The 18,562-nt window shown below is 70.3% G+C and carries 15 protein-coding genes and 2 tRNA genes; 11 read left to right on the top strand and 6 right to left on the bottom strand.

What is annotated here, in order from left to right; all coding sequences use genetic code 11:
* A complete protein-coding gene (locus QRN23_RS15065; RefSeq protein ID WP_277959958.1) occupies positions 1-624 on the top strand; it encodes an FMN-binding negative transcriptional regulator in 624 nt (207 codons plus the stop codon).
* Positions 621-2,129, top strand: coding sequence for an amidohydrolase (locus QRN23_RS15060; RefSeq protein ID WP_285063984.1), 1,509 nt, complete (start codon positions 621-623; stop codon positions 2,127-2,129). The genes QRN23_RS15065 and QRN23_RS15060 overlap by 4 nt, the downstream gene beginning before the upstream one ends.
* Positions 2,130-2,206: 77 nt before the next feature.
* On the opposite strand, the gene QRN23_RS15055 is transcribed toward QRN23_RS15060, so the two are convergent.
* Positions 2,207-2,695, bottom strand: coding sequence for a Dps family protein (locus tag QRN23_RS15055; RefSeq protein ID WP_043597026.1), 489 nt, complete (start codon positions 2,693-2,695; stop codon positions 2,207-2,209).
* Between the two features lie 186 nt (positions 2,696-2,881).
* Between QRN23_RS15055 and QRN23_RS15050 the strand changes: the two genes are divergently transcribed.
* The gene (locus QRN23_RS15050; protein ID WP_285063983.1) at positions 2,882-4,390 is read left to right on the top strand and encodes a sensor histidine kinase; all 1,509 of its coding nucleotides are present in this window, start codon (positions 2,882-2,884) and stop codon (positions 4,388-4,390) included.
* A gap of 29 nt (positions 4,391-4,419) precedes the next feature.
* Positions 4,420-5,088 carry a response regulator transcription factor gene (locus QRN23_RS15045; RefSeq protein WP_123571861.1) on the top strand — a complete coding sequence of 223 codons (669 nt, stop codon included), beginning with the start codon at positions 4,420-4,422 and terminating at the stop codon, positions 5,086-5,088.
* Between the two features lie 66 nt (positions 5,089-5,154).
* On the opposite strand, the gene QRN23_RS15040 is transcribed toward QRN23_RS15045, so the two are convergent.
* Positions 5,155-5,931, bottom strand: a complete 777-nt coding sequence (locus QRN23_RS15040) for an SGNH/GDSL hydrolase family protein (RefSeq protein ID WP_158612933.1) — start codon at positions 5,929-5,931, stop codon at positions 5,155-5,157.
* A gap of 182 nt (positions 5,932-6,113) precedes the next feature.
* Positions 6,114-6,184 (bottom strand) — tRNA-Gly (locus QRN23_RS15035).
* Between the two features lie 152 nt (positions 6,185-6,336).
* Between QRN23_RS15035 and QRN23_RS15030 the strand changes: the two genes are divergently transcribed.
* The 5 genes from QRN23_RS15030 (at position 6,337) to clpX (ending at position 10,832) form a co-directional block, all read left to right on the top strand.
* A tRNA-Pro gene (locus QRN23_RS15030) sits at positions 6,337-6,409 on the top strand.
* A gap of 62 nt (positions 6,410-6,471) precedes the next feature.
* Positions 6,472-7,797 carry a trigger factor gene (tig, locus tag QRN23_RS15025; RefSeq protein WP_056048379.1) on the top strand — a complete coding sequence of 442 codons (1,326 nt, stop codon included), beginning with the start codon at positions 6,472-6,474 and terminating at the stop codon, positions 7,795-7,797.
* 252 nt (positions 7,798-8,049) lie between these two features.
* A complete protein-coding gene (locus QRN23_RS15020; RefSeq protein WP_043597035.1) occupies positions 8,050-8,637 on the top strand; it encodes an ATP-dependent Clp protease proteolytic subunit in 588 nt (195 codons plus the stop codon).
* 40 nt (positions 8,638-8,677) lie between these two features.
* Entirely contained in the window at positions 8,678-9,343 is a 666-nt protein-coding gene (locus tag QRN23_RS15015; protein WP_056048376.1) for an ATP-dependent Clp protease proteolytic subunit, read from the top strand.
* A 208-nt stretch (positions 9,344-9,551) separates the two neighbouring features.
* The gene (gene clpX / locus QRN23_RS15010) at positions 9,552-10,832 is read left to right on the top strand and encodes an ATP-dependent Clp protease ATP-binding subunit ClpX (RefSeq protein WP_285063979.1); all 1,281 of its coding nucleotides are present in this window, start codon (positions 9,552-9,554) and stop codon (positions 10,830-10,832) included.
* Between the two features lie 47 nt (positions 10,833-10,879).
* Here the strand turns inward: clpX and QRN23_RS15005 are convergent, their stop codons facing one another.
* A complete protein-coding gene (locus QRN23_RS15005; RefSeq protein WP_285063978.1) occupies positions 10,880-12,907 on the bottom strand; it encodes a M3 family metallopeptidase in 2,028 nt (675 codons plus the stop codon).
* A 34-nt stretch (positions 12,908-12,941) separates the two neighbouring features.
* Between QRN23_RS15005 and QRN23_RS15000 the strand changes: the two genes are divergently transcribed.
* Positions 12,942-13,760: a methyltransferase domain-containing protein gene (locus QRN23_RS15000; RefSeq protein WP_159826923.1), complete on the top strand. Its 819-nt coding sequence runs from the start codon at positions 12,942-12,944 to the stop codon at positions 13,758-13,760.
* An 84-nt stretch (positions 13,761-13,844) separates the two neighbouring features.
* Here QRN23_RS15000 and QRN23_RS14995 read toward each other — a convergent pair whose 3' ends face one another.
* Entirely contained in the window at positions 13,845-14,102 is a 258-nt protein-coding gene (locus QRN23_RS14995) for a hypothetical protein (protein WP_285063977.1), read from the bottom strand.
* The gene (gene valS / locus QRN23_RS14990) at positions 14,102-16,720 is read right to left on the bottom strand and encodes a valine--tRNA ligase (RefSeq protein ID WP_285063976.1); all 2,619 of its coding nucleotides are present in this window, start codon (positions 16,718-16,720) and stop codon (positions 14,102-14,104) included. The genes QRN23_RS14995 and valS overlap by 1 nt, the downstream gene beginning before the upstream one ends.
* Positions 16,721-16,978: 258 nt before the next feature.
* Between valS and proP the strand changes: the two genes are divergently transcribed.
* Positions 16,979-18,514, top strand: a complete 1,536-nt coding sequence (gene proP / locus QRN23_RS14985) for a glycine betaine/L-proline transporter ProP (protein WP_285063974.1) — start codon at positions 16,979-16,981, stop codon at positions 18,512-18,514.
* Positions 18,515-18,562 lie beyond the last annotated feature (48 nt).

Raw genomic sequence — 18,562 nt, 5'->3', positions numbered from 1 at the left:
ATGCGGCACACCCCCACGTTCGTCCTGTCCGACGTCGACGAGGTCAAGAGGCTGATCCACGAGAACCCGTGGGCGACGATCGTGTCGCACACGGCGGCCGGTCTCGTCGCGTCGCACTACCCCGTCGTGCTCGAGCAGGACGACGCCGACCCGGGGGCCATCGTGCTCGTCAGCCACGTCGGTCGTCCGGACGAGCGCTCGCACGAACTGGGCGAGCACGAGGTCATGGTGATCGTCCAGGGCCCGCACGGCTACGTCTCACCCGGCTGGTACCCGGCCGAGCAGATCATCCCCACCTGGAACCACGTCACGGCGCACCTCTGGGGCACCCCCGAGATCCTCTCGGACGACGAGAACTTCCGCGTGCTGGGCGAGCTCGTCGACCACTTCGAGCGCGTCATGCCCGAGCCCTCGACCCTCACCCTCGACGACGAGGGCTCTCGCCGGGTCGCGAAGGGCACCGTCGGCATCCGGCTGCGCGTGACCCGGTTCGACGCCCGCGCCAAGCTGAGCCAGAACAAGGCACCCGAGGTGGTCGACCGCATCGTGGACGAGCTCGAGCACGGCGAGCAGTACGCGCAGCCGGCGCTCGCCGCCGAGATGCGTCGGGTGCGCGACCGATGACGGTCGACGCAGGCACCCGGGCCGAGGAGGCGCGGCGCACGCTCCTGACGGGCGCCCGCCTGGTCGGCGGCGGGCCCGCTCCCGTGGACGTCCTGCTCGAGGGTGGCCGGGTCGTCGCGCTCGCGTCCGGTCCCGCTCCCGACGGTGCCGAGGTGGTCGACCTCGACGGCCGCTGGCTCGCCCCGGGCCTCTGGGACTCCCACGTCCACATGGACCAGTGGGCGTTGGTGCGCCGACGACTCGACCTGTCGCGGGCACGGTCCGCCGCCGAGGCAGCCTCGATCGTGGGGGAGCGCCTGCGCGTCGAGCCGGTCGAGGCGGGCGGGACCCTCGTCGGCTACGGCTTCCAGGACGCCCTCTGGCCCGATGCCCCGAGCCGCGCGCTCCTCGACTCGGTGGCCGGTGACGTGCCGGTCGTCCTCGTGAGCAACGACCTGCACTCCGTCTGGCTCGACTCGTCCGCCCTGGCCCGTCACGGCCACGCCGACCACCCGACCGGCCTGCTGCGCGAGCAGCCGGCCTTCGACGTCAGCGCCGCGGTGAGCGTCGTACCGGACGACCAGCTCGACGGGTGGGTCGCCGAGGCCGTCGACGCGGCCGCCGCACGGGGGGTCGTCGGCGTCGTCGACCTCGAGATGACGCTGTCGCTCGACCGCTGGACACGTCGGGTGGCCGGAGGCACGCGGGGCCTCCGCATCCGTCCCGGGGTCTACCCCCGCGACCTCGACGCCGTCGTCGCCCGCGGGCTGCGCACCGGCGACGTGGTCCCGGGCACCGAGGGCCTCGTCACCATGGGGCCGTTCAAGATCATCACCGACGGCTCGCTCGGCACCCGCACCGCGTGGTGCCACGACCCGTACCCCGGGCTCGAGGGCGACCCGGCTGCTCGGGGGGTGCGCATCTACGAGACCGACGAACTCGTCGGGTGGCTGCGCCGCGCCTCCTCGGCGGGACTCGTCCCGGCCGTGCACGCGATCGGCGACGCCGCGAACGCCCAGGCGCTGGACGCCCTCGAGCTGGTCGGCTGCGGGGGCAGCATCGAGCACGCCCAACTGCTCGACCTGCACGACGTCGACCGGTTCGCGCGCCTCGGCATCGTGGCCAGCGTGCAGCCCGAACACGCCATGGACGACCGCGACGTCGTCGACCGGCTCTGGGTGGGCCGCTCCGAGCGTGCCTACGTCTTCGAGAGCCTCGTCGACGCCGGCGTCCGCCTGCAGCTCGGTTCGGATGCGCCGGTCGCCCCGCTCGATCCCTGGGTGGCGATGGCCGCGGCGATCTCGCGCTCGCGCGACGGACGCGAGGCGTGGCACCCCGAACAGCGACTGGTCGCCTCGGCGGCGCTCGCCGCCTCGACGGGCGGTCGAGCCACGGTCGAGGTCGGCTCCGTCGCCGATCTCGTGGTCACCGAGGTCGATCCGCTCGCCGCGTCGGACGACCAGCTGCGCCGGATGCCCGTCGTCGGCACGGTCCTGGCGGGTCGGTGGACGCACCGCACGCTCTGACGAGGCGGCGTCGACCCGACACGGCGAAGGCCGCCACCCCGTGCGGGGTGGCGGCCTTCGTCCGTCTGGCGGAGAGGTCAGCCGGCGACGTGCGCGGCGAGGAACCAGCGGTCCTTCTCGAGGCCCCGCGAGATCTCGATCGCGACGTCCTGGCTCGAGGCGTCGAGCTCGCCGAGCTCGTCGATGGCCTCGCGGACGGCGACGAGAGAGGCGTCGATCTGGGCGACCAGCTCGGCGATGGTGACGTCGATCTGGTTGAAGCCGGGGGAGGTCGGGGGGATGACCGTCTTGGCCGCGACGGTCTCGATGCGACCGTCGACCGGCAGGCCGAGGGCGACGACGCGCTCGGCGGCGAGGTCGGCCCACTCGCGGGCGTGGTCGACGACCACGTCGATGAGTTCGTGGACGGCGACGAACGCGATGCCGCGCACGTGCCAGTGGGCCTGCTTGCCGTTGACCGACAGGGCCGTCATGTCGGTGACGATCTGGCTGAGGAACTGGGCGACGCCGGCGGCGACGTCGGGGTCGACGGAACCCTGGGGGACGGTGCGGGTGATGTCGGTCATGACGTGGTCCTTTCCTAGACGATGGAGGCAACGCTAGACGTCTGGGAGAATTCCGCAAGCAAGCTGAGGCTCGGCTCACCTAGGCCAGCCTCACCTCACCACGGGTCGTGAGGGGGGATAACCCCACCGGCGGTCCGGGCGCTGGCACCATGGGGTGGACGCCCCGTTCGGACCAGGCTCGAAGGCATGATCCAGGAGACCACCATCACCGCCGCCAACCCCTACCTCTCGCCCCCGCCCCGCCCCGGCGGCTACCGACGACGCTGGCGCGAACTGCCCCGTGAACTCGGCTACGTCGCCCTGTCGGCGGTGCTCGTCGTCATCGTGACGGTGGCCGCCTCGTTGTTCCTGCACACGGTCAGCGGGTCGAGCGACTCGTTGTTCACCCTCGTCTTCCTCGCGATCGTCGTCTTCGGCGCGCTGTGGATCGCCCGGTGGTTCGGCACCTTCGAGGTGCTCCGCCTGGGCTGGGCCAGCGACCGTCCGATCCGACCCGTCGACTGGACTCCCAACACCGCATGGGGTCGGTCCACGAACCGCTTCGTGCGGGCGGTCTCCGTCTTCGCCAACCCGCACTACTGGCTGTACCTGCTCTACGGCGTCGTGGTCTTCCCGATCGTCGCGGGCTTCACGACCTTCGTCCTCGTCAGCTTGCTGGCCGGCCCGGTGCTCGCCGTCCTGGGGGTCGTGCTCGTCTTCCGGGCGTTGCCGCCGTTCGACACCTTCAACTGGGCGTCCGCGATCGGCAACGGCGGAGGCGCGGTGCTCGTCGTCCTCGCCCTCGCGCTCTTCGCGGGCGTCGTGCTCGTCTATCCCTACGTCGTGCACGGGTTCGTGGTCATGCACCAGGCGATCGCCGCCGTCATGCTCGGGGGGTTCCGCAGCGAGCAACTCGAGGTCGAGCTCGCCGATCGCGAGATCTCGCGCACGGCGGCCCTGTCGGCCGAGGGCACGGCCCTCCGCCGGCTCGAGCGCGACATCCACGACGGACCGCAACAGCGTCTGGTGCGTCTGCAGATGGACCTCGCCGCGGCGTCCCGCGCCGTCGACACCGACCCCGAGAAGAGCAAGACCCTCATCGAGGAGGCGCGGGTCCAGTCCCGCGAGGCCCTCGAGGAGCTGCGTGCCCTGTCCCGCGGTTTCGCGCCTCCGTTGTTGATGGACCGGGGCCTCGTGGCGGCGCTCGAGTCGCTCGTCGACCGCTCGGTGGTGCCCACCACGATGCTCGACCGGGTGCCCGCGCACGTCGTGATCCCGAGCGACATCGAGCGCAACGCGTACTTCATCGCGTCCGAACTGGTGACGAACACGGGCAAGCACGCCGGGGCGGCCAGCGCCGACCTCGTGCTGCGCACGAGGCAGGCTCCCGACGGCATCGGCACCCTGCTCGAACTCGTCGTGACCGACGACGGGCGCGGCGGCGCCGGCCTGCGCGACGGCCACGGTCTCGCCGGGGTGCAGGAGCGCCTGGTGGGCCTCGGCGGCTTCCTCGACATCAGCAGCCCGCAGGGCGGGCCGACCATCGTCACGGTGAGCATCCCGATGACGATCGAGGTGCCGAGCAACCCGACGCTGCCGCTGCCGACCGAGCCGCTGCCGCCGTTCTCGTCGACGGCCGTGACCGAGCCGCTGTCCGACGCCGTGCTGCCCGACGGGCCGCTCGACCCGCCGGCCGGGCCGCCCGCGCGACCGTAGTCCGTGGGCCGCGCCCGTAGTCTGGACGCGTGAGTCTCGAGAGCCCCTCCCGTCAGCCCCTCCGTGTCGTCGTCGCCGACGACTCGGTGCTGCTGCGGGAGGGGCTCGTCCGACTCCTCGACGAGATCGGGGTCGACGTCGTCGGGGCGTACGGCGACGCCGACTCGTTGCTGGCCGACCTGGACGAGGTCCGTCCCGACATCGCCGTGCTCGACGTCCGCATGCCGCCGACCCACACCGACGAGGGCGTCCGGGCCGCGATCGAGGCGCGACGCCGTCGGCCCGACCTCGGCATCCTGCTGCTGTCGCAGTACGTCGAGGTGGCCTACGCCCGCGACCTGCTCGAAGCGGGCTCGGGCGGCGTCGGCTACCTGCTCAAGGACCGCATCGCCTCGTTCGACGAGTTCCGTGACGCGCTCGGGCGGGTGTCCGACGGCGGCACGGTCCTCGACCCGCAGGTCGTCTCGCAGTTGCTGGGCCGTCGCAGCGATCCGCTCGCCGCGCTTACGCCGCGGGAGCGGGAGGTCCTGACGCTGATGGCCGAGGGTCGCACGAACGCCGCCATCGCGGCCGAACTGGTCATCGGAACGGGCGCGGTGGAGAAGAACGTCACCTCGATCTTCCAGAAGCTCCTGCTGGAGGACAGCGGCACCGACCACCGCCGGGTGCTCGCCGTGCTGGCCTTCCTGCAGCACTGAGTCGACGCGTCCCCCGCGTCGGCATCGCGCCCCTGACCGGGCGGCTGAGGTCGAGGACGGGCGTCGTCAGCTGGTCGTGCCCGGAGGGGTGTCGGCCGGGTCGGCGGGGGAGTCCGCCTGGGGGGCGACGACCCGGGAGCCGGCGACGTCGAGGACGACGTCGCGCAAGGCGTGGCCGACGGCTTCGTACCCGGCCGTCGTGGGGTGGATGCCGTCGACGGTCGTGCCGGCGGCGAAGACGTCGCCCGCCCGCGCGAACCCCCAGGGGTCGGTGAAGGTCCACCCCTTGTCGGCGACGTAGCGTTCGAGCTGTGCCTCGTACCGGGCCGCGGCCCGGGGGGCACGGTCGTAGGGCGGGATCGCGGCCACGACGACGTGCTCCGGCCGGATCGTGTCGACGATGGCGTCGTACGACGAGGCGGACTCGGCGAAGCTCGTGCCGAGGCGCACGTCGTTCGTGCCCGACATCAGGACCAGGACGTCGACGTCGGCGACGGGCCGCACCGCGGCGGCCTGTTCCTGCACGGTCGAGCCGCCCTTCGCGTAGCCGCCGACGTAGTCGACGCCGTCGCCCTGGGCGTAGGTCATCCAGGTGTCGGCGGTGAGCCCCTCGCTCAGCAGGCGACCTCCGCCGGCCGTGAGCGAGTCGCCGACGATCGCGACCCGCACCCCGCCCGAGGTGGGTGCCACGGCCACGCCGGGCCCGGCCGCGGCCTGCGCGATCGCGCCGGACCCGGACCCGGAGGCGCTGGTCGCCTCGGTCGGTGGGGCGGCGCACCCGGCCGCCAGGGTGGCCACGACCGCACCGACCAGCGCGACCCGTGCGAACGTCGCGCGTCTCATGTGGCCATCTTGGGTCACGTCGCGCCGGGAAAAATCATCCGCCAGCACGACTTCCCCCCGAGCTGGCCGAGAGACCCCTGAAGAGCGCCTGCGCCGACGCCGACGCCTGCATGCAGGGCGCGGAGAAGATGTCATTCGAGGCGCCCCCGGCGCCAGACGCCGGAGGCGTCAAATAAACACAGAGGGGATGACGGGAATCGAACCCGCGTGATCAGTTTGGAAGACTGAGGCTCTACCATTGAGCTACATCCCCGTGAGCGGCCTGGCCGCACGGGTGAGACCAGCATAAGGCATCCGACGAGGTCGCTCAGTCACGGCCCCTCGGTGTCGGCTAGACTCGACGCGGCCTTCACGTACCCGACCTCAACGGGGATCACGCGTGCCGGCCGGTTCCAGGCTGATACACGGGGCGTAGCGTAGTGGCTAGCGCGTCCGTTTTGGGGGCGGAAGATCGCAGGTTCGAGTCCTGTCGCCCCGACGATCGTCTACCTGCTGTCTCGGATGTGAGTTCAGCGCCACCAACACAGGAGAAGCCCCACATTGGTCCAGACCACGGTTGAGAAGCTCAGCCCCACGCGCGTCAAGCTCAACATCGTCGTCACCCCCGACGAGCTCAAGCCCAGCGTCACGCACGCCTACGGTCACATCGCCGAGTCGGTCAACATCCCCGGGTTCCGCAAGGGCAAGGTGCCGCCGCCCATCATCGACCAGCGCGTCGGTCGTGAAGAGGTGTTGAACCACGCCGTCAGCGAGAGCCTCGACAAGTTCTACCGCGAGGCCGTGACCGAGACCGAGATCCGCGTCCTCGGCCGTCCCGAGGCCGACGTGGTCGAGTGGCCGAACGTCAAGGACTTCTCTGGCGACCTGAAGATCGCCGTCGAGGTCGACGTGCGTCCCGACTTCGACCTGCCCGAGTACGACGGCCTCGAGCTGACGGTCGACACGGTCGACATCACCGACGACGAGATCGCCGAAGAGCTGACTAACCTGCGTACCCGTTTCGGCACGCTGGTCACCGTCGACCGCCCCGCCACCACGGGTGACTTCGCGCAGATCGACCTGACGGCCACCATCGGCGACGACGTCGTCGACACCGCCAAGGGCATCTCGTACGAGCTCGGCTCGGGCGAGCTGATCGAGGGCATCGACGAGGCCCTCGAGTCCCTCACCGCCGGTGAGAGCACCACCTTCGAGTCGAAGCTGCTCGGCGGGGACCGCGAGGGCGAGACCGCCCTCATCGCCGTCGACGTCACGGCCGTCAAGGAGCGCGAGCTGCCCGAGGCCGACGACGACTTCGCCCAGATCGCCAGCCAGTTCGACACGATCGACGAGCTCAAGGGCGACCTGAAAGAGCAGCTCGCCAAGTCGAAGACCTTCGGTCAGGGTGCCCAGGCACGCGACCAGGTCGTCGAGAAGCTGCTCGAGGCCGTCGAGATCCCCGTCCCCGAGAAGCTCGTCGAGGACGAGGTGCACCGTCACCTCGAGCAGGAGAACCGCCTCGAGGACGACGAGCACCGCGCCGAGGTGAAGGAGAGCAGCGAGAAGGCCTTCCGCAACCAGATCCTCCTCGACGCCATCGCCGAGAAAGAGGCCGTCAAGGTCGAGCAGGACGAACTGACGCAGTACCTCATCCAGGGTGCGGCGCAGTACGGCATGGAGCCCGGCGAGTTCATCAAGGTCCTCGACCAGAACGGCCAGATCCCCGCCATGGTCGGCGAGGTCGCCCGCAGCAAGGCCCTCGCGGTCGTGCTCAGCAAGGCCAAGGTCGTCGACGGCAAGGGCGACTCGGTCGACCTGTCCGCCTTCACGGCGACCGCCGGCGTCGGCGGCGACGACGACGACCACGCGGGTCACGACCACGCGTAAGCGAGAGCGGCGGGTCGGCTGACCCGTCACGTCCGAGAGGGCCGGGTGCGAGTGCGCACCCGGCCCTCCGTCGTTCCCGGCCCTCCGTCGTTCCCGGCCCTCCGTCGTTCCCGGCACCGCGCCTCCCGGGCTCGTAGACGGGCCCCCGACGAGGCCGGGGAGGCGCGGTATCTGCCGTGGGCGAACAGCCCGGAACCCGTGCGTTGGCTCCGATAGATTCGACGACAAGCGACAACGAATGGGAGCTCCACCATGGCCGACGTGACACTGCCCAACAGTGTTTTTGACCGACTGCTCAAAGACCGGATCATCTGGCTCGGCTCTGAGGTCCGCGACGAGAACGCCAACGAGATCGCCGCGAAACTGCTGCTGCTCGCTGCGGAAGACAGCGAGAAGGACATCTACCTCTACATCAACTCGCCCGGCGGGTCGATCACGGCGGGCATGGCGATCTACGACGCCATGGAGTTCGTTCCGAACGACATCGTCACCGTCGGCATCGGCATGGCCGCCTCGATGGGCCAGCTGCTCCTGACGGCCGGCACCAAGGGCAAGCGCTACATCACGCCGAACGCGCGTGTCCTGCTGCACCAGCCGCACGGCGGGTTCGGCGGCACCTCGTCGGACATCCAGACGCAGGCGCAGCTCATCCTCTCGATGAAGCGTCGACTGGCCGAGATCACGGCCGCACAGACGGGCAAGACCGTCGAGCAGATCAACGAAGACGGCGACCGCGACCGCTGGTTCACCGCCGAGGAGGCCCTCGAGTACGGCTTCGTCGACCACATCCGCGGCTCGGCCACCGACGTCGTCGGCGGCGCCGGCACCGACCAGGCCTAGGCCCTCCGCCCCTTCGTCAGAACGAGAAAGAGAAGAACTCATGGAACTCCCGATGATGGGTGGCGCGGGTCGAGTGCAGACCCCCAGCTCCCGGTACATCCTGCCCAGCTTCGAAGAGCGCACGGCCTACGGTTACAAGCGTCAGGACCCGTACGCGAAGCTGTTCGAAGACCGCATCGTCTTCCTCGGCGTGCAGGTCGACGACGCCTCGGCCGACGACATCATGGCCCAGCTGCTCGTGCTCGAGAGCATGGACCCCGACCGCGACATCACGCTGTACATCAACTCGCCCGGTGGCTCGTTCACGGCCATGACGGCCATCTACGACACGATGCAGTACATCCGTCCCGAGATCCAGACGGTGTGCCTCGGTCAGGCCGCCTCGGCCGCGGCCGTCCTGCTCGCCGCGGGTCAGCCCGGCAAGCGTCTCGCCCTGCCCAACGCCCGCGTGCTGATCCACCAGCCCGCGACCGGTGGCAGCAGCGGCGGCCAGGCCTCGGACATCGAGATCCAGGCCGCCGAGGTGCTCCGCATGCGCACCTGGCTCGAAGAGACCCTGTCGAAGCACTCGAACAAGACGCCCGAGCAGGTGAACCGCGACATCGAGCGCGACAACATCCTCGGAGCGCAGGAGGCCCTCGACTATGGTCTCGTCGACCAGGTCCTGGGTTCGCGCAAGAACCAGCCGGCGGCGCTCACGCGCTGACCACGGCACGACGACGACGGCCCCGGGCGCCCGCCCGGGGCCGTCGTCGTGTCGACGGGCGGACGGACGCCCCGGCGTCCGTCCGCCACCACCGCGGATGTGCTCGAACCCCCCGGGTCGGTCCGTGAGTGTCGGCGGATCGGGTTAGGCTCGTCCCACACGACGACCGGTCCCGGTCGATGACCTCAGCCAATCAGGGAGGCCGAGCATGGCGCGCATAGGTGAGAGTGCCGATCTGCTCAAATGCTCGTTCTGCGGCAAGAGCCAGAAGCAGGTCCAGCAGCTGATCGCCGGTCCCGGCGTCTACATCTGCGACGAATGCGTCGAGCTCTGCAACGAGATCATCGAAGAGCGCCTCGCCGAGGCCGGCGACGAACCCGCGAGCGAGTTCGACCTGCCCAAGCCCCGCGAGATCTACTCGTTCCTCGAAGAGTACGTGATCGGTCAGGACGCGGCGAAGCGTGCGCTGTCCGTGGCCGTCTACAACCATTACAAGCGGATCCGTGCCGCCTCCACCCTCACGGCCGCCGAGTCGCTGGCCGACGAGGTCGAGATCTCGAAGTCGAACATCCTCTTGATCGGCCCGACCGGCTGCGGCAAGACCTACCTGGCCCAGACCCTAGCCAAGCGACTCAACGTGCCGTTCGCCGTCGCCGACGCCACGGCCCTGACCGAGGCGGGTTACGTCGGCGAAGACGTCGAGAACATCCTGCTGAAGCTGATCCAGGCTGCGGACTACGACGTCAAGCGGGCCGAGACCGGCATCATCTACATCGACGAGATCGACAAGATCGCCCGCAAGGCCGAGAACCCGTCCATCACGCGAGACGTCTCGGGCGAGGGCGTGCAACAGGCACTCCTCAAGATCCTCGAGGGCACCGTGGCCTCGGTGCCGCCGCAGGGTGGCCGCAAGCACCCCCACCAAGAATTCATCCAGGTCGACACGACCAACGTGCTGTTCATCGTCGCCGGGGCGTTCGCCGGACTCGAGGACATCATCTCGAACCGCGCCGGCAAGCGCGGCATCGGCTTCGGCGCCCCGCTGCACAGCAAAGAGGACGAGGCGGCCCTCTTCAGCGAGGTCCTGCCCGAAGACCTGCACAAGTTCGGTCTGATCCCCGAGTTCATCGGCCGTCTGCCCGTGGTGACCACGGTGACGCAGCTCGACCAGACGGCCTTGATGCAGATCCTCACCGAGCCCAAGAACGCCCTCGTGCGGCAGTACCAGCGCATGTTCGAGATCGACGGGGTCGAGCTCGAGTTCGATCGCGGCGCCCTCGAGGCGATCGCCGACCTGGCCGTCCTGCGCCAGACCGGTGCCCGTGGTCTCCGCGCCATCCTCGAAGAGGTCCTCGGGCCGATCATGTTCGACGTCCCGTCCGACGACACCGTCGGGCGCGTCGTCATCACGCGGGCGTCGGTGCTCGAGAACGCCGCGCCCACGATCGTGCCGCGCCTCGTCGAGCAGCGCACCGAGAAGTCCGCCTAGCAGCGACGTCAGAACGCCCCGGCCGGTTCGGCCGGGGCGTTCTCGTGTCAGGCGAGGCCGCGCCGCGCGAGCAGCGGCTCGACGCGGGCGTCCCGCCCACGGAAGTCGCGGTAGGCCTCGAGGGGGTCCTTCGCGCCGCCGACGCCCAGCAGGCGTGCGCGGAACCGGTCGCCGTTGTCGCGGGTCAGCCCGCCGTTCTGCTCGAACCACTCGACCGTGTCGGCGTCGAGCACCTCGCTCCAGATGTACGAGTAGTAGCCGGCGTCGTAGCCCCCCGAGAAGGTGTGCGCGAAGTACGTGCTCGAGTAGCGGGTGGGGACCGACGCGAGGTCGAGGCCGACCGCGGCCAGCGCCTCCTGCTCGAACGCCTCGACGTCGGTGACCGCCGCGGCCTCGGCCGACGAGAGGGCGTGCCAGGCCTGGTCGAGCAGGGCCGCCGCGAGGTACTCGCTCGTCTCGAAACCCTGGTTGAAGCCCTGGGAGGCGAGGAGGGCGTCCACCAGTCGTTGCGGCAGCCGGTCGCCGGTCTCGTGGTGAACGGCGTAGTTCGCGAGCACCTCCGGCCAGAGCATCCACATCTCGTTCACCTGGCTGGGGAACTCGACGAAGTCGCGGAAGACGTTGGTGCCCGAGAAGCTCGGGTAGGTCACCCGGGCGACGAGACCGTGCAGGGCATGCCCGAACTCGTGGAAGAACGTGGTCACCTCGTCGAGCGTGAGGAGGGTCGGCTGGTCGGCCGGCGGCTTCGGGACGTTGAGGTTGTTCACCACGACGGTGGGCAGCCCGGTGAGCGACGACTGCGAGACGAGCGGGTTCATCCAGGCGCCGCCGCGCTTGCTGTCGCGCGTGTAGAGGTCGAGGACGTAGAGGCCGACGTCGCCGCCGTCGGCGTCGGTCACCTCGAAGACCCGCGCGTCGGGGTGGTAGCCCGTCAGGTCGGCGCGTTCGGCGAACCGCAGGCCGTAGAGCAGCCCCGCGGCGAAGAAGACGCCGTCCTGCAGCACGCGCTCGGCCTCGAAGTACGGGCGCATCGCGGCCGTGTCGACGTCGTGCTCCTCGGCGCGCACCCGTTCGGTGTAGAAGGCCCAGTCCGAGGCCCGGATCGTCCGGCCGGCGACGCGCTCGAGTTCGGCCTGCTCGGCGCGGGCGTTCCGGGCGGCAGGAGGCGCCAGTCGCCCGAGCAGGTCGGCCACCGCCCCGGGGGTGCCCGCGGTCTCGCCCGCCGTGACGTAGGCGGCGTGCGACGCGAAGCCGAGCAGTTCGGCCCGCTCGGCGCGCAGCCGGGCGATCTCGAGGACGAGTTCGCGGTTGTCGTGGTCGCCTCCGCGCCGTCCACGCGAGAGCGACGCCTGCATGATCCGATCGCGGAGTCCCTCGTCGGTCAGGCTCGCCAGGTAGGGGTGCCCGCTGAAGAGGACGAGCGTGATGACGTAGCGGCCCTCGAGCCCTCGCTCTCGGGCCGCCTCGGCGGCGGCCGCGATCGCCCCGGCGTCGAGTCCGTCGAGTTCGGCGACGTCGTCGACCACGACGGCGAGGTCGTTCGTGTCGGCCAGCAGGTTCTTCTCGAACCTCGTGGACAGGGTGGAGAGCCGGCCGTTGAGGTCGCGGAGGCGGACCTTGTCGTCGTCGGCGAGGGCGGCTCCCGAGCGGGTGGCCTCGGCGACGAGCCGCTCGACGAGGTAGCGCTGCTCGGCGGTCAGGTCGAGGGCGTCGCGGCGCTCGTGCACGCTGCGGAGACGGGCGAAGAGCCGCGGGTCGAGTCGGATCGCGTCGGCGTGCGCCGCGAGCCGCGGGGCGAGTTCGAGTTCGAGGGCGTCGGTGGCTTCGGTCGAGTCCGACGAGGTCTTGTTGAAGAAGACGTGCTGGACACGGGTGAGGATGGCGCCGCTGCGTTCGAGGGCGGCGACCGTGTTCTCGAAGGTCGGCTCGGCCGGGTCGGTCGCGATCGCCTCGACCTCGGCCAGCTGTTCGGCGAACCCGGCGTCGAACGCGGGGCCGTAGTCGTCGTCGGTGATGCTCGCGAACGGCGGCAGGGAGTACGGCAGCGTGCTGGGGGAGAGGAACGGGTTCGTCATCAGCCCACACTAGGAGGCGCGCTAGGGTCGCCGCATGAGCGAACGCCCCGAGACGCCTGCCCGGTACACCCATGGCCACCACGAGAGCGTGCTGCGCAGCCACGCGTGGCGGACGGTCGAGAACTCGGCCGCGTACCTCGAGCCGCACCTCGTGCCCGGGGTCAGCGTCCTCGACGTCGGGTCGGGGCCGGGGACCATCACCGTCGACATCGCCGGCCGCGTCGCGCCCGGTCGCGTGATCGGCATCGACGCCGCCGCCGGCATCGTCGAGCAGGCGACGTCGCTCGCGGTCGGGGCGGGGCTCCACAACGTCCACTTCGAGACCGCCGACCTGTTCGCCCTGCCGTTCGACGACGACGCCTTCGACGTGGTGCACGCGCACCAGGTCCTGCAGCACGTCGGCGACCCGGTCGCCGCCCTGCGCGAGATGCGCCGGGTGGCGCGGCCCGGGGGAGTCGTCGCCGTCCGCGACGTCGACTACCACGGCTGCGTCTGGGCACCCGAGAACCCGGGTCTCGACCGGTGGATGGACGTCTACCAGACCGTGCACCGGGGCAACGGCGGAGAACCCGACGCCGGGAGGCGCCTCAAGGGGTGGGCGCTCGAGGCGGGCTTCGTCGACGTGGCGAGCAGCGCCTCCGTGTGGTGCTTCGCGTCCGACGAGGACCGCACGTGGTGGGGCGACAGCTGGGCGGCCCGCGCGACGGAGTCGGCGTTCTACGCCGACGCGATCGAGAAGGACGCCGCGACGCACGACGAACTGCACGCGATCGCCGACGCCTGGCGCTCGTGGCGTGACGCCCCCGACGGCTGGTTGATCATGCCGCACGGCGAGCTGCTCGCCCGCGCCTGACGGCTCACGACCTCCCCGGTGGAGGCGACGTGCCGCTCACCTCGAGAGGTGAGCGGCACGTCGTGGCTCCGAGGACGGGCCGGTTCAGTCGTCGTCGCCCTCGGCGTCGACGGGCTCGTGGATGCGGGCCTCGCCGGTGACGGCGTCGACCCGGATGACCGTGCCGTCGTCGAGTTCGACGACGGGGCGACGCTCGAGCCAGGTCAGCGTCCAGCGCCACGACGTGGCGTCGACGCCCTGGTCGGAGAGTTCACGCTCGACCTGGGCGACCGCCCCGAGGACCGCGGCGGGCAGCTCGGCCGGAGCCGCGCCTTCGACGCTCCACCGCGTGCCGAGCTGCATCAGGCACCCGCCGTCGGGGCCGGAGCGGCAGCAGCGCCGGCGTCGGTCGGCACCTCGGCGAACACGATGTCGCCGACCGCCAGTTCGTCACCCTCGGCGAAGGACAGCTCGGCGATCTTGCCGACCGCAGCGAGGTCTCCCGCCGCGAGCTTCACGAGGTCGAGCTGGGCCGAGGGGCCCGTGATGACGGCCGAGGCCACCGGGGTCTTCTGCGAGGCCTTGGCGTCCGACTTCGCCCGCCGGACGAAGATCAGTGCCTGCCCGACGAGCCCGACGAGGCCGGACGAGGTCTCGCCCTCGGAGAGTCCGAGCTCGTCGACCGTCGGCCACGCGGCCCGGTGCACCGAGTCGTCGTGCGTCCAGGACCAGACCTCTTCGGTCGCGAACGGCAGGTAGGGCGCGAGCAGACGCAGCAGGCCCTCGAGCACCGTGCGCAGCGCGAGCACGGCCGAGGCCTGTTCGGCCGGCGTGGTGGCGCCGTAGGCGCGCTCCTTCACGAGTTCGAGGTAGTCGTCGCAGAACGTCCAGAAGAACTTCTCGGTCGTCTCGAGCGCCCGGGCGTGGTCGTAGCCCTCGAGCGCCTCGGTCGCGGTCTCGATCACGGCGGCGAAGGATGCGAGGAGGTCGCGGTCGAGCGGCTGGGTGATCTCGAACTCACCCGACGGCAGCTCGAACGAGTACACGAACTTGGCGGCGTTGAGCACCTTGATCGCCAGACGGCGACCGATCTTGATCTGCTTGGGGTTCTGGGGGTCGAACGCCGCGTCGGTGCCCAGGCGGCTCGACGCCGCCCAGTAGCGCACCGAGTCCGAGCCGTGGTCGTCGAGCATGGCGGCCGGGGTCACCACGTTGCCCTTCGACTTCGACATCTTCTTGCGGTCGGGGTCGACGATGAAGCCCGAGATCGACGCGTTCTTCCACGGCACGGTGCCCGACTCGAGCTGCGACCGCAGCATCGTCGAGAAGAGCCAGGTGCGGATGATGTCCTGCCCCTGGGGGCGCACGTCGTACGGGAACACGAGGTCGAACAGCTCGGGGTCGCGCTCCCATCCGCCGGCCAGCTGCGGGGTGAGCGACGAGGTCGCCCAGGTGTCCATGACGTCGACCTCGCCGACGAATCCGCCGGGCACGCCCCGCTGCGACTCGTCGTAGCCGGGGGCGGCCTGGGACGCCGGGTCGATGGGGAGCTGCGCCTCGGTGGGAACGATCACCTGGTCGAAGACGGGGTTGCCGTCGCCGTCGAGCGGGTACCAGACCGGGATGGGCACGCCGAAGAAGCGCTGGCGCGAGATCAGCCAGTCGCCGTTGAGGCCGTTGACCCAGTTGTCGTAGCGGACGCGCATGAAGTCGGGGTGGAAGGCCACCTCACCGCCGCGCTCGAGGAGCGAACCCTTGAGCTGCTCGTCTCGGGCGCCGTTGACGATGTACCACTGACGCGTCGACACGATCTCGAGCGGCTTGTCGCCCTTCTCGAAGAACTTGACCGGGTGCGAGATCTTGCGGATCTCGCCCACGAGCTCACCCGACGCGGTCAACTGCTCGACCACGGACTGCTTGGCGCTGAAGACCGTCTTGCCGGCCAGCTGCGCATAGGAGGCGCGCCCCGCCTCGGACGTGATGGCCTCGGGGGCCTCGCTGACGAAGCGGCCGTCGAAGCCGATCACGGCACGGTTCGGCAGCTGCAGCTCGCGCCACCAGACCACGTCGTTGGTGTCGCCGAAGGTGCAGACCATGGCGATGCCCGAGCCCTTGTCGGGCTGTGCGAGGTGGTGGGCCACCACCGGCACCTCGACGTCGAACAACGGCGACCGGACGGTCGTGCCGAACAGCGCCTGGTAGCGCTCGTCGTCGGGGTGCGCGACGAGGGCCACGCAGGCCGGCAGCAGCTCGGGCCGCGTGGTGTCGATCAGCACGTCGCCCTGACCGTCGGTGCGGTGGAACGCGAGCTTGTGGTAGGCCCCGGGCATCTCTTTGTCCTCGAGCTCGGCCTGCGCCACGGCCGTGCGGAACGTGACGTCCCAGAGCGTGGGGGCGTCGGCCTGGTAGGCCTCGCCGCGGGCCAGGTTGCGGAGGAACGCCTTCTGGGCGATGGCCTGCGAGTCGTCGTCGATGGTGCGGTAGCTCTGGGTCCAGTCGACCGAGAGGCCGAGCTTCCGCCAGACGTCCTCGAACTGCTTCTCGTCCTCGACGGTGAGCCGCTCGCACAGCTCGATGAAGTTGCGGCGCGAGATCGGCACCTGGTCGGCGGCCTTCGACGACTTGTTGTCACCCCCCTCGAAGGGCGGGGTGAAGTCGGCGTCGTAGGACAGCGACGGGTCGCAGCGCACACCGTAGAAGTTCTGCACGCGACGCTCGGTGGGCAGTCCGTTGTCGTCCCATCCCATCGGGTAGAACACGCGCTTGCCGCGCATGCGCTCGAACCGGGCCTTGACGTCGGTGTGCGTGTAGCTGAACACGTGACCGATGTGCAGGCTGCCCGACGCCGTCGGCGGCGGGGTGTCGACCGAGAACACGGAGGCGCGGGTCGCGTCGGTGCGGTCGAAGCGGTAGGTGCCGCCGGCCTCCCAGACCTGACCCCAACGGGCCTCGAGTCCTTCGAGGGCGGGCTTCTCGGGCATCGCTGACGGCATGGTCTTCTCCGGTTCTGTGGACGGCACCGTGTCGGTGGGGAGGTGCCTGGTTGTGGGACTCCGACCAGTGTACGCACCCCCGCGAGGGCTCTTCGTGGACCGCCACCGCGCCTCCTGCGCGCTGCGGTGGCTGCACGCCTGCACGCCCTGCACTGGTACTGACATGGCGGTTCTGTTAGGCTCGACGGGTTTTTTGCCGACGCTGGGGTCGACTGCCACCGCCCGACGACCTGGAGGCCTCACCCGATGTCAGCCAAGAAGAACGACAGCAAGAAGCCCGCCCGCCGCAGCCTGACCACCGACGACGTCACCGTCGTCGAAGAGGGTCTGCTCAAGCGCGCGGTCAGCGCCGCAGCCCTCGGAAACGCCATGGAGTGGTTCGACTTCGGCGTCTACGCCTACATCACGACGACGATCGCCCAGGTGTTCTTCCCGCCGGGCAACGACGCGCTCAACATCCTGTTCACCTTCGGCACGTTCACCGCCGCGTTCATCGTGCGCCCGATCGGCGGCGCCTTCTTCGGCCCGCTCGGCGACCGCATCGGACGCCAGAAGGTGCTCGCGCTCACGATGATCCTGATGGCGGCGGGGACGCTCGCCATCGGCCTCATCCCGTCGTACGCGACCATCGGCCTCTGGGCGCCCGTCCTGCTGCTGTTGGCGCGCCTCCTGCAGGGCTTCTCGACCGGCGGTGAGTACGGAGGCGCGGCCACGTTCATCGCCGAGTACTCGCCCGACAAGCGCCGCGGCTTCATGGGCTCGTGGCTCGAGTTCGGCACGCTCGCCGGCTACGTGCTCGGTGCCTCGCTGGTCACCGGCCTGCAGCTCGGCATGAGCGAGGAGGCGCTGCTCGCCTGGGGCTGGCGCATCCCGTTCCTGATCGCCGGACCGCTCGGCCTGATCGGGCTCTACCTGCGCCTCAAGCTCGAAGAGACGCCGGCCTTCCAGAAGCAGCAAGAAGAAGCCGCCGGTCGCGAGCACGTCAAGGTGCCCCTCGTGAAGCTCTTCGCCGAGAACTGGCGGGCGTTGATCGTCTGCATCGGTCTGGTGCTCGTCTTCAACGTGACCGACTACATGCTGCTGTCGTACATGCCGACCTACCTCACCAACACGCTGGGCCGCAGTGCGACCACGGGGCTGTTGCTCGTCATCGTCGTGATGGTGCTGATGATGATCGTCATCACGTTCAGCGGACGCCTGAGCGACCGGTTCGGCCGTCGACCGGTCCTGTTCGCCGGCTGCATCGGATTCTTGGTGCTGTCGTGGCCGGCGCTCAAGCTCGTGCAGTCCGAGAGCACGCCGCTCGTCTTCGTCGGCCTGCTGGTGCTCGGCCTGGTGCTCGTCACGTTCACGTCGACCATGCCGTCGACGCTGCCCGCGCTGTTCCCGACGATCATCCGCTACGGCGCACTGGCCATCGCGTTCAACGTGTCCGTCTCGCTCTTCGGCGGCACCACGCCCCTGGCCACCGAGGCGCTGGTCGTCTGGGCCGAGGGCGAGGGCTTCTCCTGGGCCCACGACATCCCCGCCTTCTACCTCATGGCCGCGGCCGTGATCGGCCTCGTCGCCGTGTGGTTCACGAAGGAGACCGCCAACGAGCCGCTGCTCGGCTCGGGCCCCTCGGTCGCGACCGACGACGAGGCGCGCGAGCTGGTCGAGGCCTACGCCGACGAGTCGAGCGAGGTCGCGAAGTCGGACTGGGCGCTCGAGTGGGCGCAGTCCGGCCTCATCGACGTGGTCGACCCGAAGGCCGCCGAGGCCGACGCCGCCCGCCGCGGCTGAGGCGGCTGCCCGCCCCGGCGGGCCGGGCCGCGTCCGCCCCGGGGTAGG

The organism is Frigoribacterium sp. ME-P-080 (genome assembly GCF_030209595.1).
Taxonomy (GTDB): Bacteria; Actinomycetota; Actinomycetes; order Actinomycetales; family Microbacteriaceae; genus Frigoribacterium.
Note: the sequence above shows the minus strand (reverse complement) of the source record. Positions and strands in the feature narration are given on the sequence as shown.